Raw genomic sequence first — 25,891 nt, 5'->3', positions numbered from 1 at the left:
GTTGTAACGCGGCCTACTAGATAATCGCGCGCTACACAGAGACTAATCCGATGCGTTCGGGGAATCATTCATTCCTTTGAAGGTCGGAACAGTGCTCGCCAACCCGGCATTCAATCGCTGGCGGTTGGTTTCATCATCTGTATTCGGCGAGGTTTGCTCGTGATTGTTAGTCCCTTTAATGCACCAAAAAAGTCTGCCAAGCGGTTACGCAACGCACTGGTGACGGGCTCTGCGCTCTTTTGCTTGTTCGGTGCGGGTCAACTGTGGGCATTCAGTCTGGATGACGTGGCGGCGGAGGCTAAAACCCTCGCCGAGCAGAAGTACCAGGCTCCGCGCAGCAATCTGCCTAACGAATTCCGCGACATGAAGTTCGCGGACTACCAGAAGATTCGTTTCCGCAACGAGAAAGCGCAGTGGGCTGACGACAAAACGCCTTTCAAATTGTCGTTCTATCACCAGGGCATGCATTTCGACACACCGGTGAAAATCAACGAAGTCACCGCCACCAAGGTGGAAGAGATCAAGTACGACGCCAGTCGTTTCGATTTCGGCGATGTGCAATTTGACCCTAAAGCCACCGAGAACCTCGGTTGGGCAGGCTTCCGTGTCCTGTATCCACTGAACAAAGCCGATAAGCAGGACGAAGTCCTGACCATGCTCGGCGCCAGTTATTTCCGTGTTGTCGGTAAGGACCAAACCTACGGCCTCTCGGCCCGTGGTCTGGCGATCGACACGGCCTTGCCGTCCGGCGAAGAATTTCCGCGTTTCACCGAGTTCTGGATTGAACGCCCGAAAGCCGGTGACAAGCACTTGGTGATTTTCGCCCTGCTGGATTCGCCACGTGCGACCGGCGCATATCGCTTCACACTGCGGCCGGGTGTCGACACGGTGGTCGACGTCAAAGCGCAAATGTTCCTGCGTGACAAAGTCGGCAAGCTGGGCATCGCTCCGTTGACCAGCATGTACCTGTTCGGCGCCAATCAGCCGTCGAAGGTCCTCAACTACCGCCGCGAACTGCATGACTCGTCGGGTCTGGCCATTCATGCCGGTAACGGTGAGTGGATCTGGCGTCCGCTGAACAACCCGAAACATTTGTCAGTGAGCAACTTCTCGGTTGAAAACCCGCTGGGCTTTGGCCTGCTGCAACGCGGCCGTGATTTCAGCCATTACGAAGACCTTGACGACAACTACCACAAGCGTCCAAGTGCCTGGATCGAGCCACAGGGTGACTGGGGCAAAGGTACGGTGGACCTGGTCGAAATTCCGACCGCTGACGAGACCAACGACAACATCGTTGCTTTCTGGAGCCCGGAAACCCAGCCTGAGCCGCTCAAGCCTTTCGATTTCGCCTATCGCCTGCACTGGACGATGGACGAAGCCGCCCTGCACCCTAAAGACAGCGCCTGGGCCCAGCAAACGCTGCGTTCGACCGGTGACGTCAAGCAGTCCAACCTGATCCGTCAACCGGACGGCAGCGTGGCGTACCTGATCGACTTCGAAGGCCCGTCCCTTGAGAAGCTGCCTGCAGACGCCGCCGTACGCAGTCAAGTCAGCGTGGGCGACAACGCCGAGCTGGTGGAAAACAACCTGCGCTACAACCCGGAAACCAAGGGCTGGCGTTTGACGCTGCGCCTGAAGGTCAAAGACCCGGGCAAATCCACCGAGCTGCGTGCCGCGCTGGTCAAAGATGAAGAGCCTGCCCCGGCGGCTCCGTTGACCAAGGCTGAAAAAGCCGCCGCCAAGGCTCAGGAAAAGAAAGACCAGCAAAAAGCCAAAGACGCCAAAGCGCCTGCGGGCGAGGCTGCCCCTGCCACCCCAGCGCCAGTCAAGACTGAAAAGGTTTTGACCGAGACCTGGAGCTACCAGTTGCCAGCCGATGAGTAATGCTCAAGCACAGTCAGTCTCGCTCAGCGAGTACCTGGCGCACCTTCCGCTGAGCGATGAGCAGCGCGCCGAACTGGCGAACTGCGCATCCTTCGAGGAGTTGCATGAGCGCCTCTCGGCCCGTCCTGACGCGAACACCGCCGAGGCCGCTCAGGCGTCGGTGGGTTCGCGCCTGAAGCTCAGCACGGCTCAAGCCCTGGAAGACGCCGAAATGCTCGGCGTCGATGCCAGTGGCCGGGTCATGCTCAAGGCCACGCCGCCGATTCGTCGCACCAAAGTGGTGCCCGAGCCGTGGCGCACCAACATTCTGGTCCGTGGCTGGCGGCGTCTGACCGGGCGCAGCAACCCACCCGCACCGCCGAAAGATGAACGCGTGTTGCCCAAGGCGCGCTGGCGTACGGTGGGGTCTATCCGCCGTTATATCTTGCTGATCCTGATGCTCGGCCAGACCATCGTCGCTGGCTGGTACATGAAAGGCATCATGCCGTACCAGGGCTGGTCGTTTGTCGATCTGGACGAAGTGATTCATCAGCCGTTGCTGCAAACCGCGCAACAGGTGCTGCCGTATGCGCTGCAAACCAGCATCCTGATTCTGTTCGGGATTCTGTTTTGCTGGGTGTCGGCGGGTTTCTGGACGGCCCTGATGGGTTTTCTGGAACTGTTGACCGGTCATGACAAGTACCGCATCTCGGGCGCCAGCGCCGGCAATGAGCCGATCCCGCAAGACGCCCGCACCGCCTTGGTCATGCCGATCTGTAACGAAGACGTGACCCGCGTGTTTGCCGGTTTGCGTGCGACCTACGAATCAGTGGCGGCCACCGGTGACCTGGACCGTTTCGATTTCTTCGTCCTCAGTGACAGTAACGACCCCGACATCTGCGTGGCTGAACAGCAAGCCTGGCTTGACGTGTGCCTCGAGACCGAAGGCTTCGGGCGGATTTTCTATCGCCGTCGCCGTCGCCGTGTGAAACGTAAAAGCGGCAACCTCGACGACTTCTGCCGTCGCTGGGGCGGCGATTACAAGTACATGGTGGTGCTCGACGCGGACAGCGTGATGAGCGGCGAATGCCTGACCAGCCTGGTGCGCTTGATGGAAGCCACGCCGGACGCGGGGATCATTCAGACCGCGCCACGGGCGTCGGGCATGGACACGCTGTATGCGCGCATGCAGCAGTTCGCCACGCGGGTCTACGGCCCTCTGTTTACGGCCGGTCTGCACTTTTGGCAGTTGGGTGAATCCCACTACTGGGGCCACAACGCCATCATCCGCATGAAGCCTTTTATCGAGCATTGCGCCCTCGCGCCATTGCCGGGTAAAGGTGCGTTTGCGGGTGCGATTCTGTCCCACGACTTTGTTGAAGCCGCGTTGATGCGCCGTGCGGGTTGGGGCGTGTGGATTGCCTACGACTTGCCGGGCAGTTATGAAGAATTGCCGCCGAACTTGCTGGACGAACTCAAGCGCGACCGTCGCTGGTGCCACGGTAACTTGATGAATTTCCGTCTGTTCCTGGTCAAAGGCATGCACCCGGTTCACCGGGCCGTGTTCCTGACGGGCGTGATGTCATACCTGTCGGCGCCGCTGTGGTTCTTCTTCTTGCTGCTGTCGACAGCGTTGTTGGCGGTCAACACGCTGATGGAACCGCAGTACTTTATGGAACCGCGTCAGCTGTATCCGTTGTGGCCTCAATGGCACCCGGAAAAAGCCGTGGCGTTGTTCTCGACCACCATCGTGCTGCTGTTTTTGCCCAAGTTGCTGAGCATCATCCTGATCTGGGCCAAAGGCGCGAAGCAGTTTGGCGGCAAGTTCAAAGTCACGCTGTCGATGCTTCTGGAGATGTTGTTCTCCATGCTGCTGGCGCCGGTGCGCATGATCTTCCACACCCGTTTCGTATTGGCCGCTTTCTTGGGCTGGGCCGCGACGTGGAACTCGCCACAACGTGACGATGACTCTACGCCCTGGAGCGAAGCCGTGCGCCGCCATGGTCCGCAAACCCTGCTGGGTGCGGCCTGGGCAGCGTTGGTGTTGTGGTTGAACCCGAGCTTCCTGTGGTGGCTGGTGCCGATTGTGGGCTCGTTGATGTTGTCGATTCCGGTGTCGGTGATTTCCAGCCGGGTGAAGCTGGGCCTCAAGTCCCGTGACGCCAGCCTGTTCCTGATCCCTGAGGAATATGCGCCGCCCCGTGAATTGTCGGCCACCGCCGAATACACCCACGAAAATCGTTACCACGCGTTGCACGACGGGTTTATCCGTTCCGTAGTGGACCCGCAGCAGAACGCGTTGGCTTGTGCACTGGCGACCTCGCGTCACCGTCAGGCCGAACCGATTGAGTGGTTGCGTGCCGAGCGGGTGCGTCATGCCTTGAAAGTGGGGCCTGGCGGGCTTAACAACAACGAGCGCATGGCGCTGCTGAGCGACCCTGTTGCTCTGGCACGCTTGCACGCGTTGGTGTGGGACGAAGGCCACGAAGACTGGCTCAATGCCTGGCGCGAGTCGATCGCCGCCGACCCTCATGCGCCGCTGTTGCCGTTACAACCGGCCGCCTGATGCAGACAAACCCCACTTCGGTGGGGTTTTTTTTGGTTATCGCACAGGCCATGGCGCTATGTTCAACAGCAATCGCGGATATATATCCCGATGCGCACAACGCTTTTCTTACGCAAAACCTTTGTGCTCCCTCTGCTCTGAGTTAGCATCCGTCTCCGAGTGGGCGAATGCCCGGCTGTGTTGGCTTTGAGTATCGGGCCCGCCGTTGGCCAACGCCTTTTTTAAGTAGTTTCCGGGGAGTTGATGATGAAGAAGTTTCTGTCGAAACTGATGTTCGGTGTCACTGCACTACTGGCGGTCAGCGCAGCCCACGCAGGCGCTATTGATGATGCGGTCAAACGCGGTACGTTGAAGGTGGGCATGGACCCGACTTACATGCCGTTCGAAATGACCAACAAACGCGGTCAGATCATTGGTTTCGAAGTCGACTTGCTCAAAGCCATGGCCAAGTCCATGGGCGTCAAGCTGGAGCTGGTTTCCACCGGCTATGACGGCATTATCCCGGCGTTGATGACCAATAAGTTCGACATGATCGGCAGCGGCATGACCCTGACTCAGGAGCGCAACCTGCGCCTGAACTTCAGCGAACCCTTCATCGTGGTCGGTCAGACCCTGCTGATCCGCAAGGAACTGGCTGACAAGGTCAAGAGCTACAAAGACCTCAACGATCCGCAATACCGCCTGACCTCGAAGTTGGGCACCACGGGCGAAATGATCGCCAAAAAGCTGATGTCCAAGGCCCAGTATCACGGCTATGACAATGAGCCTGAAGGTGTGCTGGACGTGGTTAACGGCAAGGCCGATGCCTTTGTTTACGACGCGCCTTACAACGTGGTGGCCGTTAACAAGTTCGGTGACGGCAAACTGGTGTTCCTCGATCAGCCCTTCACCTACGAGCCGTTGGCCTTCGGCCTGAAGAAAGGCGACTACGACAGCATCAACTTCATTAATAACTTCCTGCACCAGATCCACGAAGACGGCACCTACGATCGTATCCATGACAAGTGGTTCAAAGACACCACTTGGCTCAAGGACATGGAATAAACGCGGTCTCCTGTAGTCGCTGCCCAAGGCTGCGATAAGGCCCGAGGGCCTTCTGACACCTGGGCTGGCGCGCAGCCCATCGCAGCCTGCGGCAGCGACTTCACACAGTCTGCCGCGCTGACCTCGACGGAAATATTGCAACGTGATCAAACAAAAAAAAGCACAGTGGCCCTGGCATGTGTTGACCGTGCTGGTGCTTATCGGCCTGGCTGGCGCGCTGTATTACGCCACCTCGCTGATGTCCTACGAGTGGCGCTGGAACCGAGTCCCGCAGTACTTCGTCTATCAGGCGGAGGAAGCTCAGCGGGCAGCTGAAACCTCGACGGTGATTGAACTGGTACGCAAAGGCGATCAGGCCGAAGTGGTCTTGCGCGCCGACGATGGCACCGAACAACGCCTGACGGTGGCCGATAACAGCGTGCAACTGGCTGAGGGCGACGACGTTGCCGAAGGCGATGTGATTGGCGTCACCCGACATTGGGCCGCTGGCCCTTTGCTGCTGGGGTTGTGGACCACGGTGTGGTTGTCGCTGGTCTCGGGGGTGCTGGGGCTGATCATTGGCCTGACCACCGGCCTGTGCAGGCTGTCGAATAACCCGACCCTACGCGACCTGTCGACGCTGTATGTCGAGCTGGTACGTGGTACGCCACTGCTGGTGCAGATTTTCATCTTCTACTTCTTCATCGGCACCGTACTCAACCTGTCCCGCGAGTTCGCCGGGATTGCAGCGCTGTCGCTGTTCACGGGCGCGTACGTGGCTGAAATCATACGTTCTGGCGTGCAGTCCATTGCCCGCGGGCAAAACGAAGCGGCGCGTTCATTGGGGCTCAATGCCACCCAGTCGATGCGTTACGTGGTGTTGCCGCAAGCCTTTAAACGCGTGCTGCCTCCGCTGGCCGGGCAGTTCATCAGCCTGGTCAAGGACACTTCGCTGGTGTCGGTGATCGCGATTACCGAGCTGCTCAAGAGCGGGCGCGAAGTCATTACCACCTCGTTCTCGCCGTTCGAGATTTTGTTCTGTGTGGCGGGCCTGTACCTGTTGATCAACCTGCCGCTGTCCAACCTGGCCAGCCGTTTTGAGCGGAGGCTCGCGCAAAGTGATTGAAGTCCGCGAACTGGTAAAAGTCTTCGACACCCGTGGGCAGATTGTCCGCGCGGTGGATAACGTCAGCACCACGGTCGCCAAGGGCGAAGTGCTGGTGGTGATTGGCCCGTCCGGGTCGGGCAAGTCGACGTTTTTGCGGTGCTTGAATGGCCTGGAAGATTTCGACTCGGGCTCGGTCAGCATTGACGGGGTCGACCTCGCCAACCCCAAAACCGACGTAAATGCTTACCGCCGAGAAGTCGGCATGGTGTTTCAGCATTTCAACCTGTTTCCACACATGACCGTGCTTGAAAACTTGTGCCTGGCACAGAAAGTCGTGCGTAAGCGGGGCAAGGTCGAGCGCGAAGCCAAGGCCCGTGCACTGCTGGAAAAGGTCGGTATCGGCCAGAAAGCCAATGAATACCCGTCGCGCCTCTCGGGCGGGCAGCAGCAACGGGTGGCGATTGCCCGGGCGCTGGCGATGGAACCCAAGGTTATGCTGTTTGACGAGCCCACCTCGGCGCTCGACCCGGAGATGGTCGGCGAAGTGCTGGACGTGATGAAAACCTTGGCGTTGGAAGGCATGACCATGGTCTGCGTGACCCACGAAATGGGCTTTGCCCGGGAAGTGGCGAACCGCGTGCTGTTCTTTGACCATGGCAAGTTGCTGGAAGATTCTGCCCCGGAGGACTTCTTCAATTCGCCAAAAGACCTGCGTGCCCAAGCGTTTTTGCGGCAGGTGCTGTAAGTACACGTTGCCCTCTGCCCGTGACAGCGGCAGAGGGCAAGCGGCCTACACTTTGAAACGGCCCACCAACCCTTGCAAATGCGTGCCCAGTCGCGCCAATTCAATGCTCGAAGCAGCCGTTTCCTCACTGGCTGCCGAGGTCTGCTCTGACACGTCGCGCACGTTCAAGACGCTGCGGTTGATCTCCTCGGCCACTGCACTTTGCTGCTCGGCCGCTGCGGCGATCTGCTGGTTCATGCCTTGAATCGTCGAGACCGTACGTGTGATGTTGCCCAGCGACTCACCCGCGCGGCGGGTCAGCTCGACACTGCTGTCGGTCAGGCTGCGGCTGCTGTCCATGCTATTGGCGACTTGCAAGGTGCCACTTTGCAGGCCCGCAATCAGTTCTTCGATTTCTTCGGTTGATTGCTGGGTGCGTTGCGCCAAGCTGCGCACTTCATCGGCCACCACGGCAAAACCGCGTCCCGCTTCGCCCGCCCGGGCCGCCTCAATGGCTGCGTTGAGGGCCAGCAAGTTGGTTTGCTGGGCCACCGATTTGATCACGTCCAGCACGCTGCCGATCTTGTCGCTTTCGCGTTTGAGGTGGCCCATGGCCTCGGTGGAGTGACCGACTTCAATCGCCAGTCTCTCGATCTGGGCGATGGCTTCTCCCACCACCTTGTCACCTTCACGCGCCTGTTGATCGGCGGCAACAGCGGCTTCTGATGCCTCTTCGGCATTGCGCGCTACTTCCTGCACGGTAGCGGCCATTTCATGCATCGCGGTGGCCACTTGATCGGTTTCGACCTTTTGGCTGTTGACCCCGGCGCTGGTCTGTTCGGTGACGGCGGACAGTTCCTCGGCCGCACTGGCGATTTGCGTCACGCCATCGGTAATGCCGCTGATCAACTCCCGCAGGCCCACGGTCATGCGCTGAACGGCGCGTTGCAACTGGCCCATTTCGTCGCGACGCGGTGTGTCGTAGTTGTGTGTCAGGTCGCCTGCGGCCACGCGCTCTACGGTTTCCAGGGTCTGGCGTAGCGGAATCACAATCTGGCGCGTGATGCTCCAGGCCGCGATAGCACCCAGTAGCAGCGCCAGCACAGTGCAGCCGAACAACAGGTTTTTCGCGTGCTGGCTGTCACTGTCGCGCTTGGCAGTTTGCATGCCCGAGAGTTGCTTGCTCAAGTCGATCAGCGTGTTGCCCAGAGCGTGCATGCGCTCGAGCACTTGAGTATTGGCGACCTGAGCGTCACGGAAGCTGGCAACGGCCGCGCGGTAACTTTGCAGCGACTGGCTGGCCTGTTGCAGGTTGGCGATGTGTTCGCCTGGAAGCCGCGCGGGCAGGCTGTCGATTTCTTTGAGGGCGTTGTCGATTGCGTCCAGCGCCGGTTGTTCGGCCTCCGGTTTTGCGCTGTAGGTGTAACCGCGCACTTGGAAACGGGCTTGTTGCAGCAGTCTGCTCAGTTCAACCACGCTGTTGAACTGCGCCACGCTGTCGCCTTGCAGCAGGGCTTTTTCGATGTCTGCCACTTTGGCTACCGCGTTGTCAGCGGTCGCTCCCAGCTGGGTTCGGCTGTTCTCGCGCGCCTGGGTGGCCTGGGTGATGTCAGCCACGGCGCGGCGATAGTCAGCCACGGCTGCCAATTGCTGTTGCACCAGTTCGATATCTGCTGGCTGCGTCAGTTGCCGACGCGACGTCTCCAATGCGTCGTCCAGCCCGGCCAGACTGGCGTTGAGTTCGCCAGGGCCATGTTCGCCCCTGTCTCGCTCGTAATCCAGCCGCGCGATGCGCAAGTCTTTGGTCAGCGCGATGATTTTAGAAATATTCGCCAGCTTATCGCCGCGGTCGATCACAGACACCAGACCGTTCCAGCCTGTGGCGGTAATCAGCAGCGTCAATAGCAACACCAGGCCGAAGCCCAGACTGAGTTTACGATTGACGCTGACATTGCCTAGCGTGTGGGCTAACCAACGGTACATGGCGCAGCTCCTTTTTTTTGACCGACTCGACTCCATAAGAGGCTGTCCCATGTATCGCGGTCTTTTTATTGGTTATCAGGCCATCGGCGCCGCGCCCCATAACTGAAGGCGCAGTTGCTCAGAGTGTGATGGACATCGCAGGCTTTATGCCATCACGCAGTGTAGTTGCTGCCGAACAGCAGCGAGGTTGCGAGTAGGCCGCTGCAAGCAGCCCCTCGCGGCAGGATTTAAACCTTGAACCGGCGTACCAGCCCTTGCAGGTGAGTACCCAGCCTCGCCAGTTCGACACTGGAGGAGGCGGTTTCTTCGCTGGCGGCGGCCGTTTGCTCAGACACGTCGCGCACGTTGAGCACGCTGCGATTGATCTCTTGCGCCACGCTGCTTTGCTGTTCGGCGGCGGCGGCGATTTGTTGGTTCATGCCCTGAATGGTCGACACCGTGCGGGTGATGGTGCTCAGCGATGCACCGGCGCGGCGCGTCAGTTCGACACTGCTGTCGGTCAGCACGCGGCTGTTGTCCATGCTTGCAGACACCCGCTGTGTGCCGTTTTGCAGGCCAACGATCAGCTCTTCGATCTCCTCTGTGGAGGCCTGAGTGCGTTGGGCCAGGCTGCGCACCTCATCGGCCACCACGGCAAAGCCGCGCCCGGCTTCGCCTGCACGGGCGGCCTCAATCGCCGCATTAAGCGCCAGCAGGTTGGTCTGTTGCGACACTGACTTGATGACATCAAGCACGCTGCCGATCTTGCCGCTTTCCTGGCGCAGGTGCGTCATCGCCTCCGTGGATTTCTCGACTTCGGCGGCCAGATGTTCGATTTGTTCCATGGCCTGAGCCACGACCGTGTCCCCTTCACGCGCTTGCTGGTCGGCTGCGACGGCGGCAACCGACGCGTCTTCGGCATTGCGGGCCACTTCGTGCACGGTGGCGGCCATTTCATGCATCGCCGACGCGACTTGGTCCGTTTCGATTTTCTGACTGTTTACCCCGGCGCTGGTCTGTTCGGTCACGGCGGACAACTGTTCGGCGGCGCTGGCGATCTGGGTCACGCTGTCGCTGATGCCGCCGATCAGTTCACGCAGCTCGCCGGTCATGCGCGCAATGGCGTGTTGCACCTGCCCCAGCTCGTCGCGGCGTTGGGTCGGGTGATCCTGGGTCAGATCGCCAGCGGCCACCGCTTCGACAATGCGCAACGTGTGTTGCAGCGGGTTAACGATTTGCCGGGTAATCAGCCACGCCGCCAGCGAGCCGAGCACCAGCGCCAGGACGGCGCACAGCGCCAGCGCGGTTTTGGCATATTGCGCGTCGCTGTCACGTTTTTCGGTTTGCGATTGAGCCAATTGATTGCTCACGTTCACCAGGCTGTCACCCAAGGCTTTGAGCTTGTTTTGTTGTTGGTCGCTGAGCACTTGCGAGTCACGAAACTGCGCAAATGTGTCGCCATAGCGAGTCAGCGCTGTTTTGACTTGTTGCAGCTGCGGGGCGTATTCGGTTGGCAGGGTGCTCGACAGGCGGGTGAGTTCACTTTGGGCGCGGCTGATGGCGTCCAGTGCGGGTTGAGCCGCCTGTGCTTCACCACTGTGGGTGTAGCCGCGCACTTGATAGCGCGCGTTTTGCAGTTGGCGCAGCAACTGATCGACCCGGTTGAGCATGGCCAGGTCATTGCCCTTGAGCACGTCCTGCTCAATGGTGTCGATATGCGCGACGGCACTGTCGGCGCTGGTGCCCAGCAGCGCACGGCTCACTTCACGGGCCTGAGTGGCCTCGTCGATCTGGCTGAAGATTTTTTTGTATTCACCGATGGCTTTCACTTCTTGAGTGATCATCGCCACATCTTGAGACAAGACCAGTTGTGTCCTGGCTTGCTTGAGGTTGTCTTCGATCCGGTTCAACAGATCGTTGACCTCGGTGGGGCCATGTGCGCCATTGTCGCGGTCATAAGAGACGCGGGCGATTCGCAGGTCTTTGACCAGTGCGACGGTGTCGGAAATGGTGCTGAGCTTGTTGCTGCGATCAATGATCGATGCCAGCCCGAGCCAGCCTGTGACGGTAATCAACAGCGTCAGCACCAGCACCAGGCCGAAGCCGAGGCCAAGTTTACGATTGACGCTGATATTGCCCAACGTGGTAGTCAACCAAGTGTTCATGGTGATGCTCCTTATCTGATCGATTCACATCGATACAAGCCGTCCATGGCCACTGAGTATCTTTTTGCGGAGCCTGTCTATCGGCTGCCTGCGGGGCAACTTGAGGGATATGTACGAATTGTATTTATTGCAGGATGTTTTCCAGCAAACGAAACCGTGTTGGATGCCGCTGCATGGGCAGGAGCTGCAATCGGGTGCGAGGCACCCGCAAACAGTGATGAACGCCTTAAAAAAGACGGGCGAGGAGGGCGGTGACGGCAGTTTCGACCCGCAGGATGCGCGGCCCCAGTTGCACCGGTTGCAGGCCGGCGTTGGTCAATAAATCAATTTCGTAAGGGATCCAGCCACCTTCCGGACCGATGGCCAGGGTCACGGCTTCGTCCAGCCCGCGCGGGCATTCAGGGTAATTGCCCGGATGGCCCACCAGCCCCAGCGTGCCTTGCACCAGGGCGGGCAGGCGATCCTCGACGAACGGTTTAAAGCGCTTTTCGATGATGACTTCAGGCAGCACGCTGTCCCTGGACTGTTCCAGCCCGAGGATCAGTTGCTCGCGAATTGCGTCAGGCTCTAGGAACGGGGTCTGCCAGAAGCTTTTTTCAACCCGGTAACTGTTCACCAGTACCACGTTGGGGACGCCCATCGACGCCACGGTTTGCAGCACACGGCGCAACATTTTCGGGCGAGGCAGGGCCAGCAACAGGGTCAGGGGCAGTTTGGCCGGTGGCGGCTGGTCGAGACGGTGGATGACCAGCTCCGCCTCTTTGGCTTCAAGGCGCACCAACTCGGCAGTGCCCATCAACCCGCCAATCCGACCGACTCGCAGGCTGTCGCCAACAGCAGCGCGGTGAACGTCTTGCATGTGTGTCAGACGTCGATCGCGCAGGATCACGCGGTCGGCGGCGATGAAATCAGCCTCTTCGAGGAGCAGCAGGTTCACGCGTGTGGCGCTGGCGGTTGGGCGTTTTGATCGGCCGGTTGATCGTCTGCGTCGCCGCGTTTGTTTTTGCTCACGAGGCTGCCGAACAGAATGCCGATTTCAAACAGCATCCACATCGGGATCGCCAGCAGGGTCTGGGAGAAGATGTCCGGCGGGGTCAGGATCATGCCGACCACAAAGCAGCCGATGATCACGTATGGGCGGATCTTGCGCAGGTAGCTGACGTCGACGATGCCGATCCACACCAGCAGCACCACGGCCACCGGGATTTCAAAGGCGACACCGAAGGCGAAGAAGAGGGTCATGACGAAATCGAGGTAGCTGCTGATGTCGGTCATCATGGCCACGCCTTCCGGGGTGGCGGCGGCGAAGAACTTGAACACCAGCGGGAACACCAGGAAGTAAGCAAAGGCCATCCCGGCGTAGAACAAAAAAATGCTGGAGATCAGCAGCGGCACGGCGATGCGTTTTTCGTGCTTGTACAGGCCGGGCGCAATGAAGCCCCAGATCTGGTGCAGGATCACAGGGATCGCAATGAACAGCGAAACCATCATGGTCAGCTTGAGCGGCGTCAGGAAGGGCGAAGCCACGTCGGTGGCGATCATCGTGGCGCCAACCGGAAGGTATTCGCGCAGCGGCGTGGAAACCAACGTGTAGATCTGCTGCGTGAAGGCGAACAAACCGGCGAAGATGATGAAAATCGCCGCGATGCAGCGCAACAGGCGGGTGCGCAGCTCGGTCAAGTGCGAGACCAGCGGCATCGGCTGGTCATTTTCAGGAATGTCGCTCATGCGCTTAAGGGGCTCGCGGTGGCAGGGTTGGGTCGTGTGGCGCTGCCGGTTCAGGCGCAGGCTCGGACGCGGTTTTGCTCAGGCTCACAGGCGCGGGGCTGGCGGGTTCGGCAGGCGCGGCCGCCACGGGAGTCGCAGGCGGCTCCACCGGTGTGACCGGCTTCACCGCGTCTTGCACAGGCGCCATGATCTTCTTGGCTTCCTCTTCCATCGACAGGATATGTTCGTTGTGCAGTTGCCGACGGATTTCGTCGGCCCCGATTTCACGTTCAACTTCCTGTTTTATCGCGTTGAAACTGCGTTTCAGGCGCCCGACCCACAGACCTGCCGTGCGTGCGGCCCCCGGCAGCCGCTCGGGACCGAGCACCAGCAAGGCCACGAGGCCGACGAGCAGCAGTTCACTGAAGCTGATACCGAACATGGGTTTTGGCTCACACGTCTTTGCGGGTTGGCTCTTCGACTTTTTGTGCCTGCACGTCGATGGTGTGCGGCTCGTTCAAGGTCGACGTGGTGTGCGGCTGCGGCGCGGCAGTAGGCTGCGCAGGCGGCACCACAGGCTCGGCCGGCTTCTCGTCATCGTTCATCGCCTTGCGAAAGCCTTTGATCGACTCGCCGACGTCAGTGCCCAGGTTTTTCAGTTTTTTGGTGCCGAAGACCAGTACCACGACTACCAGAATGACGATCCAGTGTTTCCAGTCAAAAATGCCCATGATCTGTTCCTTTGCAAAAGAGGTTAGGCGGACGGCCGCGAGGCTTTTTCCACGTGGCCGGAGGTGCCGATGCGACGCTCCAGTTCATCCAGCACAGCCTGGGGATGCTGCCCCAATTGGGCGAGCATGATCATGCTGTGGAACCACAAGTCAGCGGTTTCGTAGATCACATCGCTGCAATCGCCGCTGATGGCGGCGTCTTTGGCGGCAATGATGGTCTCTACCGATTCTTCACCGACCTTTTCCAGAATCTTGTTCAAGCCCTTGTGGTACAGGCTGGCGACATAAGAACTGCCTGGTTCGGCATTTTTACGTTCTTCAATGACCTGGGCAACGCGGCTCAAGGTGTCAGTCATGGGAGTGCCCTGCTTGGTAAATGGCGTGCGGGTCTTTAAGGACCGGATCAACGGTCTTCCACTCAGCGTTTTCATACACGCGGTAGAAGCAACTCTGACGTCCGGTGTGGCAGGCGATGTCGCCAATTTGCTCAACCATCAAGATGATGACGTCGGCGTCGCAGTCCAGGCGCATCTCGTGCAACTTTTGCACATGCCCTGATTCTTCGCCCTTGCGCCACAGCTTGCCACGGGAACGTGACCAGTAAATGGCACGGTTCTCGGCCGCAGTCAGGCTCAGTGCTTCGCGGTTCATCCAGGCCATCATCAAGACGCGCCCGGTTTTATGGTCTTGGGCAATCGCCGGCACCAGGCCGTCGCTGTCCCATTTGATCTCGTCCAGCCAGTCTTTCATGTTTGACTCCGACAACGGGCCCGAACCTGATGGCCCGGACCGGCGAATGCACAGTTTGCCAGCCTCACCTGGGGCTGGCTATCGGCGCACGATCAGATACAAGCCCACGGCCAGCATGATGCCAGCGGGCCAATAGCCGAGGGTGTGCAGGGGGCCAACGGAGGCCAGCAAAGCACCTGCGGCCAAATGTCCCGCCCCGAGCAAGCGCAAGAACCAGCTATCCCGAGGTTCAGTGACCACCAGTTTCTGGTTTTTCGCGTGAGGCTGCGAGAGGCGCTCCAGCAGGTCGCGGGTCATGCCAGCCAGATGCGGAATTTGCTCGACCTGGCTGTGCAAGTTGCGCAACAGGGTTTTGGGGCTGACGCGTTCACGCATCCAACGCTCAAGGAAGGGTTGCGCCGTGCTCCACAGATCGAGGTCGGGGTAAAGCTGGCGTCCGAGGCCCTCGATGTTGAGCAGGGTTTTTTGCAGCAACACCAACTGCGGCTGGACTTCCATGTTGAAACGTCGCGCCGTCTGGAACAGGCGCATCAGCACCTGACCAAAGGAAATTTCTTTCAGCGGTTTTTCGAAAATCGGTTCGCACACCGTACGTATGGCCGCTTCGAACTCATTGAGTTTGGTGTGTGCTGGCACCCAGCCCGAATCAATGTGCAATTGCGCCACACGGCGGTAGTCACGCTTGAAGAACGCGAACAAGTTGCGTGCCAGATAGTCCTGATCTTCAGGCGTAAGGCTGCCGACGATGCCGCAGTCGATGGCAATGTACTGCGGGCTCCAGGGGCTCACAGTGCTGACGAAAATATTGCCGGGATGCATGTCTGCGTGGAAGAAGCTGTCGCGGAACACCTGGGTGAAGAAAATCTCGACGCCGCGTTCAGCCAGCAGTTTCATGTCGGTGCGCTGATCGGCGAGGGCGGCCAGGTCCGTGACCTGAATCCCGTAAATGCGCTCCATGACCAAAACTTTCGGGCGACACCAGTCCCAATAAATTTGCGGTACATACAACAGTGGCGAGCCTTCGAAATTACGCTTGAGCTGACTGGCATTGGCCGCTTCGCGCAACAGGTCGAGTTCGTCGTAAATGGTTTTTTCGTAATCGCTGACCACATCCACCGGGTGCAACAGACGGGCATCTGCGCTCAGACGCTCGGCGGTCTTGGCCAGAATGAACAGCCATGCCAGATCAGAACCGATGATCGGCTTGAGACCCGGGCGAACGACCTTGACCACCACTTCTTCGCCGGTCTTGAGCTTGGCGGCGTGCACCTGCGCGACGGATGCCGAAGCCAGCGGTTCGATATCGAAGCGGCTGAACACGTCACTGATTTTGGCCCCCAACTGCTCCTCGATCAGTTTCACGGCCAATTGCGGGTCGAACGGCGGTACGCGGTCTTGCAGCAGCATCAACTCGTCCGCGATGTCGGGCGGCAGCAAATCGCGACGGGTGGAGAGGATCTGCCCGAATTTGATAAAAATCGGCCCCAAATCCTGCAACGCCAGGCGCAACGCAGCGCCTCGGCTGAGTTCAAGCTTTTTGCGCGGGAACCAGCGCCACGGCAACACATAGCGCAGCGACAGCATCCACCATGGCAACGGCAGGGCGAACAGCAGGTCATCCAGTCGGTAACGAATGACAACGCGCTGGATGCGAAACAGACGACGAATGGCAAGCAGCTTCATGCGGGATCGCTGGAATTGAGGGATCGAGAAAGGCGCTCAACGCGCGCTTCCAGTCGGTCCAGGTCGAGTTTGAGTTGGTCCAGTTCGTTAAAGCGCGCTTGCGCTTCACGTTCTCCGACCAACGTGCGGGCTTCTTCGCTCAGGTATTCGGCCAGGTTCTGATTAAGGCTGGCGAACCCGTGTTGATACCAGTTGGCGCGGCTGCGCACATGACCGGCGATCAGGGCGGTCGCGACCGGGCCGATCCAGCGTGAGAGCTCGAACTCCCAGTCCAGCTCCAGATCTTGAAGGATTGCCGCCAGTTCCATCAGCACGTGGCTGTCGCCTTCGAGGTCGACCAGCGGGCCATGTAACACAGCGGTTTTGTCTTTGCTCAAGGCCAGGCGCAGCAAGCTGGACGCCGGGGCGCGCAGGGTGCAATCGGCGTCAGCGGCCCATTGGCCAGCCAGCAGCAATCCTTCATCGCTGGGCAGGATGAACAGCTGCAGCGCGGGGCTCGCGCATTCAACCGCAATAACCTTGCCGGTCAAAGGTCGCATGCGCGCCAGTGCAGTGCTGTCCAGGCGCAAGACACGGTTTACACCGCTCTCGACGCTGGCGAGAAGGCCGCTGAGCAGCATCAGGGCTTGATGCCGCGGTGCAAGGCAACAATGCCCGAGGTCATGTTGTGGTACGTCACACGGTCAAAACCGGCTTCGACCATCATTGACTTCAGGGTCTCCTGATTCGGGTGCATGCGGATCGATTCAGCCAGGTAGCGGTAGCTTTCCGGGTCGTTGAGCACCAGCTTGCCGACCATGGGCATGAACGCAAACGAATAGGCGTCATAGACCTTGGACATCAGGGCGTTGGTCGGTTTCGAGAACTCCAGCACCAGCAGGCGACCACCGGGTTTGAGTACGCGCAGCATCGAGCGCAGGGCGTCCTCTTTGTGGGTCACATTGCGCAAACCGAAAGCGATGGTCACGCAATCGAAGTAGTTGTCCGGGAACGGCAGCTTTTCAGCGTCGGCCTGAACAAACTCGATATTGCCGGCCACACCTTTGTCCAGCAGGCGGTCACGGCCGACTTTGAGCATCGAGGCGTTGATATCGGCCAAGACCACCTGACCGGTGGGACCGACCAGATGCGAAAACTTGCGCGCCAGATCGCCCGTGCCGCCAGCGATGTCGAGCACCTTGTTGCCCGGACGAACACCCGACAGCTCGATGGTGAAACGCTTCCACAGGCGGTGCATGCCGCCTGACAGAACATCGTTCATCAGGTCATATTTGCCAGCTACGGAATGGAATACCTCGGCGACTTTTTCCGCTTTCTGGCTTTCCGGAACGTTTTTGAAGCCGAAGTGTGTGGTGGGTTCGGCATCGCTGCCTTTGCGCTGATCAGTCATATCGCTGTCACCAAAAGAGAATGCTGGCCATTCTAATCCCGGAGGCTGACTTTGTCTTGGCGAGGGTCAATGTAAGTATAGTGAGCGGCTTATTTATGAGGAGAACCGCCATGGCGCACATCAACGTTGAACGCACCCATACCCTTGGCCTGGAGGTCGCACGCGTGAAGGCGCGGGACGTGGTTGCCAAGCTTGAGTCGCAATACGGGCTCAAGCCTCAATGGTCGGGAGACAAGGTCGCCTTCAAGCGCTCAGGTGTGGATGGTGTGCTGGAAATCAGCGAGAACACCGTCAAGGTCGATGTGAAACTGGGCATGTTGATGTCAGCGATGAGCGGCATGATCAAATCTGAAATCGAGCGTTCGCTGGATAAGGCGCTGGCGTGAATTGACATCAGGCTTGCTGCCCCTGCCGTTCCCACTCGGCTGGGTGGCAAGTGGAAGTAAGGGGTGTGAACGCATGTGTTGGAGGCAGTCACTTTATTGTGTGCGAGGCGTCGGCGCTTGACGCTGATGACGTAAGCCATTGAGCGGGAAGTTTCTTAAGTTGTTTATTTGTATAGGGTTTAGTTGAAGGGAGTAGAGGTTTTCTTATTTTTGATAATTTCATGTTTGTGGGTATTGTTTGGCCAGAATTAACAAAGCCAACAGGGAATTATTGAATGTCTGTTTATCGCTATATGGTTGTGCATGCCCCTAAAGTTGATCACAACGAAGCGGTTGAAAAGGCGCGAGCCGTGATCCATGCCTTCGTCAAAAATCGTGAGTCTCTAATCGTCGATGAACAGCAACAGGACGAAGACCTTACCCGGTTTGCCATTCAGGATACGAGCGAGCTGAATGTCGGTTGTATTATTGTCTATCGCAACAGTGTGATGTTCACATTGATGGGGGAAGTTGCAGAGAAAGACAGTTGGAGCATGGAGATTGATGCAGTTGATTTAATGGAAGAAGCCTTCCCCGAGTCGCGTCTGCAATAAGTATTGCCTCCGTACGGTACGCATTGTCGATAACGTCATCCCTTCCAGAAAGGGATGGCGTTTTTGCCTTGCGTGGAACCTGCGTACATGAAATGTGCTGCCTCGGCGGTTTTTTTAGCAGATGAACGGCTTGATTCCTCGACTGTTTGGCAATGCCAGGGCAACAGGGCGTTGGGGCCAGGCGTTCGCTCAAGAACAGGTCGGCGCATAGACGGTATTGACCGCGGTTCAAAAGCAAGCAGGGTACGCTGCCCGAAGGTTTATTTGGCATGAGCAACGCTCCCGACGGATGCTCGCCACACGACGTGCTGGTCTGAAAAGATCAATCCTTGTTTGATTTGTAGTGGTTTATCACTCTTTAAGTACGCTTGGGCGCTCTAAGTTGTAGGGGGTTTTACTTTTAAGCGCTTCAAAGCATGAAGTTAAAGGAATGAAAGATTTGTTAGGTGCATGTTAGAGCACTTGCATTAAAGGTCGGTCATTAGCTTGCTCGTGTTGTGGGTTTTTGGGAGCGCGCTACAGTTATTTATAGCGAATAAAGCAGTGATTATTGAAGGTCGAAGCTTTATTGGTTGCAGTCTTACTTGGAATAGTCCGGTACTCAGTTCTGTCTGTTATCGGTGTCATGTGTGGCTGTGCTGCTCGCCCGGATTGGCGGGAGACTCATTTAATTAAATCAGCGAGATGATGTAACTATTTCTAACAGGCGCCTGGATGGCGTTTGATCTTGGTGATTAACACCTACTATTAAAAGGATTTATTTTATGGCGAATGTAAAGATTACACGTGAGCACAATTTGGGCCTTGATAAGGCATTGGCGAGCGCGCGCGCCCTGGTCGATGGCTTGGCTGAACAGTATGGTTTGACAACCTATTGGTCTGATACGGGCGTGACGGTTAAACATGGGCTGACCGGGATTACCGGTACGCTGGAAGTCACAGACAAAGTGGTGACGGTATTCGTGGAGCTGAATTTTTTACAAAGCGCATTCAAGGGCGTTATTGAGTCCACGATCAATTCGATCCTGAACAAAGAATTGGGTTGAGGCCTGGCGCCTCAAGCTCATACTTCTCGAAAACCATGGCCTTCGCAGGCCATGGTTGTATCTGGCGTAGCCGCCCCTTGAATTACACGGCTTTAGCGTCTAAACCTGTTGGAGGTGAACATTTTGTTCATCTTGATGATTCGACAGTTTGGCTACGTATGTCGCGACTGAACATTGAGGGGAACACGATGGCTGCTAAAAAAACGGCTGCACCTGCAAAAGCTGCACCTGCTAAAGAAAGCCATTCATGGGTAGGCAAAGTAGAAGAATATTCGCGCAAAATCTGGCTGGCAGGTCTGGGTGTGTATTCGAAAATTGACACCGATGGCAGCAAGCTTTTTGACAGTTTGGTCAAGGATGGCGAGAAGGCCGAGAAACTGACCAAGGCCGCTGAACCTAAATCAACCAAATCGGCCACCCGTTCCAAGGTCGAGGATGTAAAAGAGTTGGCCTTGGGTAAATGGGGTGAGCTGGAAGAAGCGTTCGACAAGCGCTTGAGCAATGCCATTTCTCGCTTAGGCGTGCCAAGCCGTGATGAAGTTAAAGTCTTGCAGGCTAAAGTTGAGACGCTGACCAAGCACATTGAAAAGTTGTCGACAGCAGCTGCCAAAGTAGCGGCAACCAAAACGCCAGCAACCAAAACGCCAACAGCCAGCAAGTCTGCACCGGCCAAACCGGCGGTCAAGCCTGCTGCCGCCAAAGCAGCGCCAGCCAAACCTGCGCTCAAGCCAGCAACTAAACCTGCAGCCAAGCCAGCGGCCAAAAAAACACCTGCTGCGCCCAGCAAATCTGCGGCTAAACCGGCAGCTCCCAAATCCGCCACGCAAAAGCCAGCAGCAAGCAAAAAGCCGACGCCACCCAAGACCACAGCAGCCACCCCTCCAGCAGCCACGCCGCAAAAAACTGAAACACCGGCGTCCTGACGAACGCTAAGCTTCGCAGCCGCTGACGAGCAGCACGAGATTGCGCCTGGCGTATGACCCCGCTACGGCGCACCCTCGCAATTAGCCGATGAAAGCCGTTTGGTGTGAGTCGTCAATCACAGCCAGTGTGCAAAGCAGGCAGCCAAGCCTCTCACAACATTAATTTGACGATTGACTCGGACGGATCGCGAGACTTTCCGGCTTTTTTCAGTTCAGCCAGGTAGTCGTCCCAAAGCTCACTCTGACGCCGACCCAGCTCATACAAGTATTCCCACGTGAACAGCCCGCTGTCGTGCCCGTCATCAAAGGTGATCTTTAGCGCGTATTGGCCTGCGTGCTCAACTTTGTTGATCCCCACATTGATCTTGCCCGTTTGCAGGATTGGATTGCCGTGGCCTTGAACCTCGGCGGACGGTGAGTGCACACGCAAGAACTCGGCAGGCAGATGGTATTCCTCGCCTGAGTGGTACTTGAGCGTGAGTGTTTTCGAGGCCTTATGCAGGTTGATGGCGTTCGGAATCATGGTCATAACCGTTGGTCTCCATAAACACCGTAGCCGCGGGTGCAGGTCACGAACAGGCTTCAGTCCTCTTCGCAACCTGCGCCAGCGGCTACAGGTGTCATGTTTGCCCTTGCGGGCACGTGGCTTACAAGATGTAGCGCGACAGGTCTTCGTTTTCTGCCAACTCGCCCAAGTGGCTGTTGACGTACTCGGCATCGATCCGGATCGGCTCTTCTTGTTGCGCGCTGGCGATGTCGCCTGCGCTGAAGGACACCTCTTCCAGCAAGCGCTCAAGCAGCGTGTGCAAACGGCGCGCACCGATGTTTTCGGTTTTCTCGTTCACTTTCCAGGCAATTTCGGCCAGGCGCTTGATCCCTTCAGGCATGAACTCGATGTTCAGGCCTTCAGTTTTCAGCAACTCGCGGTATTGCTCGGTCAATGAGGCGTGCGGCTCGCTGAGGATACGTTCGAAGTCTTCAGGCGACAACGCTTTGAGCTCGACACGGATCGGCAAACGGCCTTGCAGCTCAGGCACCAGGTCGCTTGGCTTGCTCAGGTGAAATGCGCCCGAAGCAATGAACAGGATATGGTCAGTTTTGACCATGCCCAGCTTGGTGTTGACCGTGCAGCCTTCGATCAGCGGCAGCAAGTCGCGCTGTACGCCTTCACGGGAAACATCGGCGCCGCCCACGTTGCCGCGCTTGGCCACTTTGTCGATTTCGTCGATGAACACAATGCCGTGTTGCTCAACAGCTTCCAGCGCTTTGGCTTTGAGCTCTTCGTCATTGACCAGACGGCCGGCTTCTTCGTCACGCACCATTTTCAGGGCTTCTTTGACTTTCAGCTTGCGGCTCTTGCGCTTGCCTTTGCCCATGTTGGCAAACAGGCTCTGCAATTGGTTGGTCATTTCTTCCATGCCTGGCGGCGCGGAAATATCGACGCCAACGGCATCAGCTACTTCGATTTCGATCTCTTTGTCGTCCAGCTGGCCTTCACGCAGGCGTTTGCGGAACAGCTGGCGAGTGTTTGTATCCTGCGGGGCAGCAGCTTCTTCACCAAAGGTACGCGCCGGTGGCAGCAATGCATCGAGGATGCGCTCTTCGGCAGCGTCTTCGGCACGGTGGCGAACTTTGACGATTTCCTGTTCGCGCAACAATTTGATTGCAGCGTCTGCCAGGTCACGAATGATCGATTCGACGTCGCGGCCCACATAGCCCACTTCAGTGAACTTGGTGGCTTCTACCTTGATGAACGGTGCATTGGCAAGTTTGGCCAGGCGACGGGCAATTTCGGTTTTACCGACACCGGTCGGGCCGATCATCAGGATGTTCTTGGGCGTCACTTCAACGCGCAGCTCTTCAGGGAGCTGCATGCGGCGCCAGCGGTTACGCAGCGCAATAGCGACGGCACGCTTGGCATCGTCCTGGCCGATGATATGGCGATTGAGTTCGTGGACGATTTCGCGGGGGGTCATGGACATAGTAGTTGGCGTTCCTCTAGCTGAATGAAGGGCACGAACGGGTCGATGAATTGACCCGCCAAGCGGTTTATTCAGCGAGGTCCTGCTCCTCAATAGTGATGTTGTGGTTGGTGAATACACAGATGTCGCCAGCGATTCCCAAAGCGGTTTCGGCAATTTCGCGGGCCGACAGCTCGGTTTTCATCAGCAGGGCGCGTGCAGCGGCTTGAGCGAATGCACCGCCCGAACCCATGGCGATCAAGCCGTCTTCAGGCTCAACCACGTCACCGTTGCCGGTGATGATCAATGAGGCATCTTTGTTGGCAACGGCCAGCATGGCTTCAAGGCGGCTCAGCGAGCGGTCGGTACGCCATTCTTTGGCCAACTCGACAGCAGCGCGAACCAAATGACCCTGGTGTTTTTCCAGTTGTCCTTCAAAACGTTCGAAGAGGGTAAATGCATCAGCGGTGGCGCCAGCGAAACCGGCAATGACCTGACCGTGATAGAGACGACGGACTTTTTTCGCATTGCCTTTCATGACGGTGTTGCCAAGTGAAACCTGGCCGTCGCCAGCCATGACAACTTTGCCGTGACGGCGTACTGAAACGATGGTGGTCAAGGGAAGAGTCTCCACGCAGCGGGGCGAAAATGCCTGTTGGAGATACATATGGGGGTGCAGTCGAGTATTTCAACTGCGAGAAGGGAATGTGGATGAGCGGTGAAACAACAATCGCCAGCCAACCTGTGCCTGAAGATCCTGAGTGGGATCTGCAGGCACGGCGGGCTGACGAGGGTTAGCGGCGCTGCTGTAGCAACAGGTTACTAAAGCCGCTGCCCGCCAATTGCTTTTGCGCAACGGTGAGCTGGTCGCGGTTGCTGAACGGCCCCACCAGCACGCGGTACCAGGTTTCATCCTTCACTGTCCCGGCTTCGACCGTGGCGGTCTGGCCGAGCAGGATGATCTGGGCGCGCACTTTTTCTGCGTCCGCTTGTTTGCGGAACGAGCCCGCCTGCAAGAAGAACTTGGTGACCGGTGCTGCTTTGGCCACCGGTGGCGCAGGCGGTGGTGTGATGCCGCTCAATGCCGCCTGGGCACGCGCGGTGTCGATCTTGGCCGCTTCAGCCGGAGTCACGGGTGCCAGCGGCGCGGTTTGCGGCGTCGGCGGGGTTTTCTCCGGCACGGCTTCTGGCGGCACGATCACTTCAGATTCAGGCAGCAACGTGTAGAAGTCGTACTTAGGCTTGGCCGGTTGCGTCGGGCTTGGCGGTGTTTTATTGGCTTGCGCCGTTTGCGAAGCCTTCTGCTGCTCTTGCTTGACCCGTTTGACGTCATCGCCCTTGCCGGGTTCGAGTTTCATCAGAAACACGATAAATGCCCCCACGGTCAGGCCGATGGCCATCCACAGCCAACCGGGAATCGGTTGCTTGGCGGGCGCCTGATACCGACTGGCGCCGCGCTTGGGTGCAGGTTTTTTCTTGGCGGCCAACTTACATGCGCTCCAGAGTTTCCAGGCCCAGCAATTCCAGACCTTGCTTGAGGGTACGGCCCGCCAGGGCTGCCAGGCGCAGGCGGCTTTGCTTTTGTGTTTCGTCTTCTGCATTCAGGATCGGGCAGTTCTCATAGAAGCTGGAGAACAGGCCGGCCACTTCGTACAGGTAGGTACACAGAATATGCGGCGTGCCTTTCTCGGCAACGTTGTTCAGCACTTCGCCGAACTGCGCCAGCTTGGCTGCCAGCTCGAGCTCTTGAGGCGCTTGCAGCACGATGTGACCTTCAACTTCGTTGAAGTTTTTGCCCAGTTTGCGGAACACGCCCGCCACACGGGTGTACGCGTACAGCAAGTAAGGCGCGGTATTGCCTTCGAAGTTCAACATCAGATCGAAGTTGAAGCTGTAGTCGCTGGCACGGTGCTTGGACAAGTCGGCGTATTTGACCGCGTCGATGCCGACCACTTTGGCGATGGCGCGCAGTTCTTCTTCCGGCAGCTCCGGGTTTTTCTCTTTAACCAGCGTGTAGGCGCGCTCTTTGGCTTCGTTGAGCAGGTCGATCAGTTTGACCGTGCCACCGTCGCGGGTTTTGAACGGGCGGCCGTCAGCGCCGTTCATGGTGCCGAAGCCCATGTGCTCCATGTCCATCGGGTGCGTCACGAAACCGGCCTTGCGCGCTACGGCGAACACTTGCTGGAAGTGCAGGGCCTGACGCTGGTCGACGAAGTACAACGCGCGGTCGGCTTTGAGGACGCCGCTGCGGTAGCGGATGGCCGCCAAGTCAGTGGTGGCATACAGGTAGCCGCCGTCGGCCTTGACGATGATCACAGGCAGCGGCTCGCCTTCAGCGTTTTTAAACTCATCGAGGAACACGCATTGTGCGCCGTTGCTCTCGACCAGCATGCCTTTGGCCTTGAGGTCGTTGACCACGTTGATCAAGTCGTCGTTGTAGGCACTTTCGCCCATGACGTCGGCCATGGTCAGTTTGACGTTCAGCAGTTCGTAGATTTTCTGGCAGTGTGACAGCGAGATGTCCTTGAACTTGGACCACAGCGCCAGGCAATCCGGGTCGCCGGCTTGCAGCTTGACCACCAGGCTACGGGCACGGTCGGCAAACTCGGGCGACTCGTCAAAACGCTGTTTAGCGGCACGGTAGAAGTTTTCGAGGTCAGACAGCTCGTTGCTGGTGATCGGGTTCTCTTCCAGATAGGCCATCAGCATGCCGAATTGGGTGCCCCAGTCGCCTACGTGGTTCTGACGGATCACTTCGTCGCCCAGGAACTCCAGCACGCGGGCTACGCCGTCGCCAATGATGGTCGAACGCAGGTGGCCAACGTGCATTTCTTTGGCCAGGTTGGGGGCGGACATGTCGATGACGGTGCGCATGGCCGGGGTGGCCTTGCGCACGCCGATTTTTTCGTCGGCCAGCGCGGCATCGAGACGCGATGCCAGCGCCTGGGTGTTCTGGAAGAAGTTCAGGAAACCGGGGCCGGCGATTTCAGTCTTGCTGATTTGTTCATCGGCCGGCAGGGCAGCGATGATTTTTTCAGCCAGGTCACGCGGCTTCATGCCCGCAGGCTTGGCCAGCATCATGGCGATGTTGCTGGCGAAGTCACCGTGGGTTTTGTCACGGGCGTTTTCCACCTGAATCGCTGGCGTCAGGCCTTCAGGCAACACACCTTCTGTGACGAGTTGAGCAAGGGCTTGTTGAATAAGCTGGCGAATGGTGTCTTTCATGGTCTTCTCTTTCGACCGCAAGCGCGGTAGCGCTTCATTGCGCAGGTGGAAAAACTGGGCATTATCCGTTGCCGGGTCGGCCTTG

Annotated in this window: 25 protein-coding genes and 2 pseudogenes; 9 read left to right on the top strand and 18 right to left on the bottom strand. The window is 58.1% G+C overall.

Features of this window, described 5'->3' with window-relative positions; all coding sequences use genetic code 11:
- Positions 1-216: 216 nt before the first annotated feature.
- The 5 genes from CJF39_RS12620 (at position 217) to CJF39_RS12600 (ending at position 7,305) form a co-directional block, all read left to right on the top strand.
- Complete coding sequence (locus CJF39_RS12620; RefSeq protein ID WP_170942679.1) at positions 217-1,884, top strand: glucan biosynthesis protein G; 1,668 nt, start codon at positions 217-219, stop codon at positions 1,882-1,884.
- Entirely contained in the window at positions 1,877-4,429 is a 2,553-nt protein-coding gene (mdoH, locus tag CJF39_RS12615; protein ID WP_094993718.1) for a glucans biosynthesis glucosyltransferase MdoH, read from the top strand. Before CJF39_RS12620 ends, mdoH begins: the two co-directional genes overlap by 8 nt.
- Positions 4,430-4,675: 246 nt before the next feature.
- Positions 4,676-5,473 carry a transporter substrate-binding domain-containing protein gene (locus CJF39_RS12610; protein ID WP_094993717.1) on the top strand — a complete coding sequence of 266 codons (798 nt, stop codon included), beginning with the start codon at positions 4,676-4,678 and terminating at the stop codon, positions 5,471-5,473.
- 145 nt (positions 5,474-5,618) lie between these two features.
- On the top strand, positions 5,619-6,578 hold the full coding sequence (locus CJF39_RS12605) for an amino acid ABC transporter permease (protein ID WP_432760245.1): 960 nt from the start codon (positions 5,619-5,621) through the stop codon (positions 6,576-6,578).
- The gene (locus CJF39_RS12600; RefSeq protein WP_094993715.1) at positions 6,571-7,305 is read left to right on the top strand and encodes an amino acid ABC transporter ATP-binding protein; all 735 of its coding nucleotides are present in this window, start codon (positions 6,571-6,573) and stop codon (positions 7,303-7,305) included. The genes CJF39_RS12605 and CJF39_RS12600 overlap by 8 nt, the downstream gene beginning before the upstream one ends.
- Positions 7,306-7,350: 45 nt before the next feature.
- On the opposite strand, the gene CJF39_RS23700 is transcribed toward CJF39_RS12600, so the two are convergent.
- From CJF39_RS23700 to ubiE, 13 genes and pseudogenes are all read right to left on the bottom strand, one after another.
- Positions 7,351-8,064, bottom strand: coding sequence for a methyl-accepting chemotaxis protein (locus tag CJF39_RS23700; RefSeq protein WP_432760244.1), 714 nt, complete (start codon positions 8,062-8,064; stop codon positions 7,351-7,353).
- A 144-nt stretch (positions 8,065-8,208) separates the two neighbouring features.
- A pseudogene (locus tag CJF39_RS23695) lies at positions 8,209-9,267 on the bottom strand (methyl-accepting chemotaxis protein); the annotation flags it as partial.
- 227 nt (positions 9,268-9,494) lie between these two features.
- Positions 9,495-10,358: a methyl-accepting chemotaxis protein gene (locus CJF39_RS23690; protein ID WP_414860399.1), complete on the bottom strand. Its 864-nt coding sequence runs from the start codon at positions 10,356-10,358 to the stop codon at positions 9,495-9,497.
- Positions 10,350-11,411: pseudogene (locus CJF39_RS23685) on the bottom strand (methyl-accepting chemotaxis protein); the annotation flags it as partial. The gene CJF39_RS23690 and the pseudogene CJF39_RS23685, both read right to left, overlap by 9 nt.
- A 226-nt stretch (positions 11,412-11,637) precedes the next feature.
- Positions 11,638-12,348: a 16S rRNA (uracil(1498)-N(3))-methyltransferase gene (locus CJF39_RS12585; protein ID WP_094993712.1), complete on the bottom strand. Its 711-nt coding sequence runs from the start codon at positions 12,346-12,348 to the stop codon at positions 11,638-11,640.
- Entirely contained in the window at positions 12,345-13,139 is a 795-nt protein-coding gene (gene tatC / locus CJF39_RS12580) for a twin-arginine translocase subunit TatC (protein ID WP_094993711.1), read from the bottom strand. Before tatC ends, CJF39_RS12585 begins: the two co-directional genes overlap by 4 nt.
- Before the next feature lie 4 nt (positions 13,140-13,143).
- Positions 13,144-13,560, bottom strand: coding sequence for a Sec-independent protein translocase protein TatB (gene tatB, locus CJF39_RS12575; RefSeq protein WP_094993710.1), 417 nt, complete (start codon positions 13,558-13,560; stop codon positions 13,144-13,146).
- 10 nt (positions 13,561-13,570) lie between these two features.
- Entirely contained in the window at positions 13,571-13,849 is a 279-nt protein-coding gene (locus tag CJF39_RS12570) for a twin-arginine translocase TatA/TatE family subunit (protein WP_019825245.1), read from the bottom strand.
- Positions 13,850-13,872: 23 nt separating this feature from the next.
- Positions 13,873-14,205, bottom strand: a complete 333-nt coding sequence (locus CJF39_RS12565; protein WP_048364568.1) for a phosphoribosyl-ATP diphosphatase — start codon at positions 14,203-14,205, stop codon at positions 13,873-13,875.
- A complete protein-coding gene (hisI, locus tag CJF39_RS12560; protein WP_094993709.1) occupies positions 14,198-14,599 on the bottom strand; it encodes a phosphoribosyl-AMP cyclohydrolase in 402 nt (133 codons plus the stop codon). The genes CJF39_RS12565 and hisI overlap by 8 nt, the downstream gene beginning before the upstream one ends.
- Before the next feature lie 78 nt (positions 14,600-14,677).
- The gene (gene ubiB / locus CJF39_RS12555; protein ID WP_094993708.1) at positions 14,678-16,282 is read right to left on the bottom strand and encodes a ubiquinone biosynthesis regulatory protein kinase UbiB; all 1,605 of its coding nucleotides are present in this window, start codon (positions 16,280-16,282) and stop codon (positions 14,678-14,680) included.
- Positions 16,279-16,902, bottom strand: coding sequence for a ubiquinone biosynthesis accessory factor UbiJ (locus CJF39_RS12550; protein WP_094993707.1), 624 nt, complete (start codon positions 16,900-16,902; stop codon positions 16,279-16,281). Before CJF39_RS12550 ends, ubiB begins: the two co-directional genes overlap by 4 nt.
- Positions 16,902-17,672 carry a bifunctional demethylmenaquinone methyltransferase/2-methoxy-6-polyprenyl-1,4-benzoquinol methylase UbiE gene (gene ubiE, locus CJF39_RS12545; protein ID WP_047272976.1) on the bottom strand — a complete coding sequence of 257 codons (771 nt, stop codon included), beginning with the start codon at positions 17,670-17,672 and terminating at the stop codon, positions 16,902-16,904. Before ubiE ends, CJF39_RS12550 begins: the two co-directional genes overlap by 1 nt.
- Positions 17,673-17,782: 110 nt before the next feature.
- Between ubiE and CJF39_RS12540 the strand changes: the two genes are divergently transcribed.
- From CJF39_RS12540 to CJF39_RS12525, 4 genes are all read left to right on the top strand, one after another.
- Complete coding sequence (locus CJF39_RS12540) at positions 17,783-18,058, top strand: polyhydroxyalkanoic acid system family protein (protein ID WP_047272977.1); 276 nt, start codon at positions 17,783-17,785, stop codon at positions 18,056-18,058.
- Between the two features lie 275 nt (positions 18,059-18,333).
- Positions 18,334-18,651, top strand: a complete 318-nt coding sequence (locus CJF39_RS12535; protein ID WP_094993706.1) for a hypothetical protein — start codon at positions 18,334-18,336, stop codon at positions 18,649-18,651.
- Positions 18,652-19,415: 764 nt separating this feature from the next.
- Positions 19,416-19,697 (top strand): polyhydroxyalkanoic acid system family protein, encoded by a 282-nt coding sequence (locus CJF39_RS12530; protein WP_094993705.1) that lies wholly within the window; start codon positions 19,416-19,418, stop codon positions 19,695-19,697.
- Positions 19,698-19,885: 188 nt separating this feature from the next.
- A complete protein-coding gene (locus CJF39_RS12525) occupies positions 19,886-20,620 on the top strand; it encodes a phasin family protein (protein ID WP_094993704.1) in 735 nt (244 codons plus the stop codon).
- 151 nt (positions 20,621-20,771) lie between these two features.
- Here CJF39_RS12525 and CJF39_RS12520 read toward each other — a convergent pair whose 3' ends face one another.
- The 5 genes from CJF39_RS12520 to argS form a co-directional block, all read right to left on the bottom strand.
- Positions 20,772-21,143, bottom strand: a complete 372-nt coding sequence (locus CJF39_RS12520; RefSeq protein ID WP_432760243.1) for a gamma-butyrobetaine hydroxylase-like domain-containing protein — start codon at positions 21,141-21,143, stop codon at positions 20,772-20,774.
- A gap of 124 nt (positions 21,144-21,267) precedes the next feature.
- The gene (gene hslU / locus CJF39_RS12515) at positions 21,268-22,602 is read right to left on the bottom strand and encodes an ATP-dependent protease ATPase subunit HslU (RefSeq protein ID WP_094993702.1); all 1,335 of its coding nucleotides are present in this window, start codon (positions 22,600-22,602) and stop codon (positions 21,268-21,270) included.
- 67 nt (positions 22,603-22,669) lie between these two features.
- Complete coding sequence (gene hslV, locus CJF39_RS12510; RefSeq protein ID WP_016783176.1) at positions 22,670-23,200, bottom strand: ATP-dependent protease subunit HslV; 531 nt, start codon at positions 23,198-23,200, stop codon at positions 22,670-22,672.
- Between the two features lie 175 nt (positions 23,201-23,375).
- Positions 23,376-24,068 (bottom strand): SPOR domain-containing protein, encoded by a 693-nt coding sequence (locus CJF39_RS12505; protein WP_047272983.1) that lies wholly within the window; start codon positions 24,066-24,068, stop codon positions 23,376-23,378.
- 1 nt (position 24,069) lies between these two features.
- The gene (gene argS, locus CJF39_RS12500; RefSeq protein ID WP_094993701.1) at positions 24,070-25,806 is read right to left on the bottom strand and encodes an arginine--tRNA ligase; all 1,737 of its coding nucleotides are present in this window, start codon (positions 25,804-25,806) and stop codon (positions 24,070-24,072) included.
- Positions 25,807-25,891 lie beyond the last annotated feature (85 nt).

It is taken from the genome of Pseudomonas lundensis (assembly GCF_002269125.1).
Taxonomy (GTDB): Bacteria; Pseudomonadota; Gammaproteobacteria; order Pseudomonadales; family Pseudomonadaceae; genus Aquipseudomonas; species Aquipseudomonas lundensis_A.
This window is presented reverse-complemented; position numbering and strand designations above follow the sequence as displayed.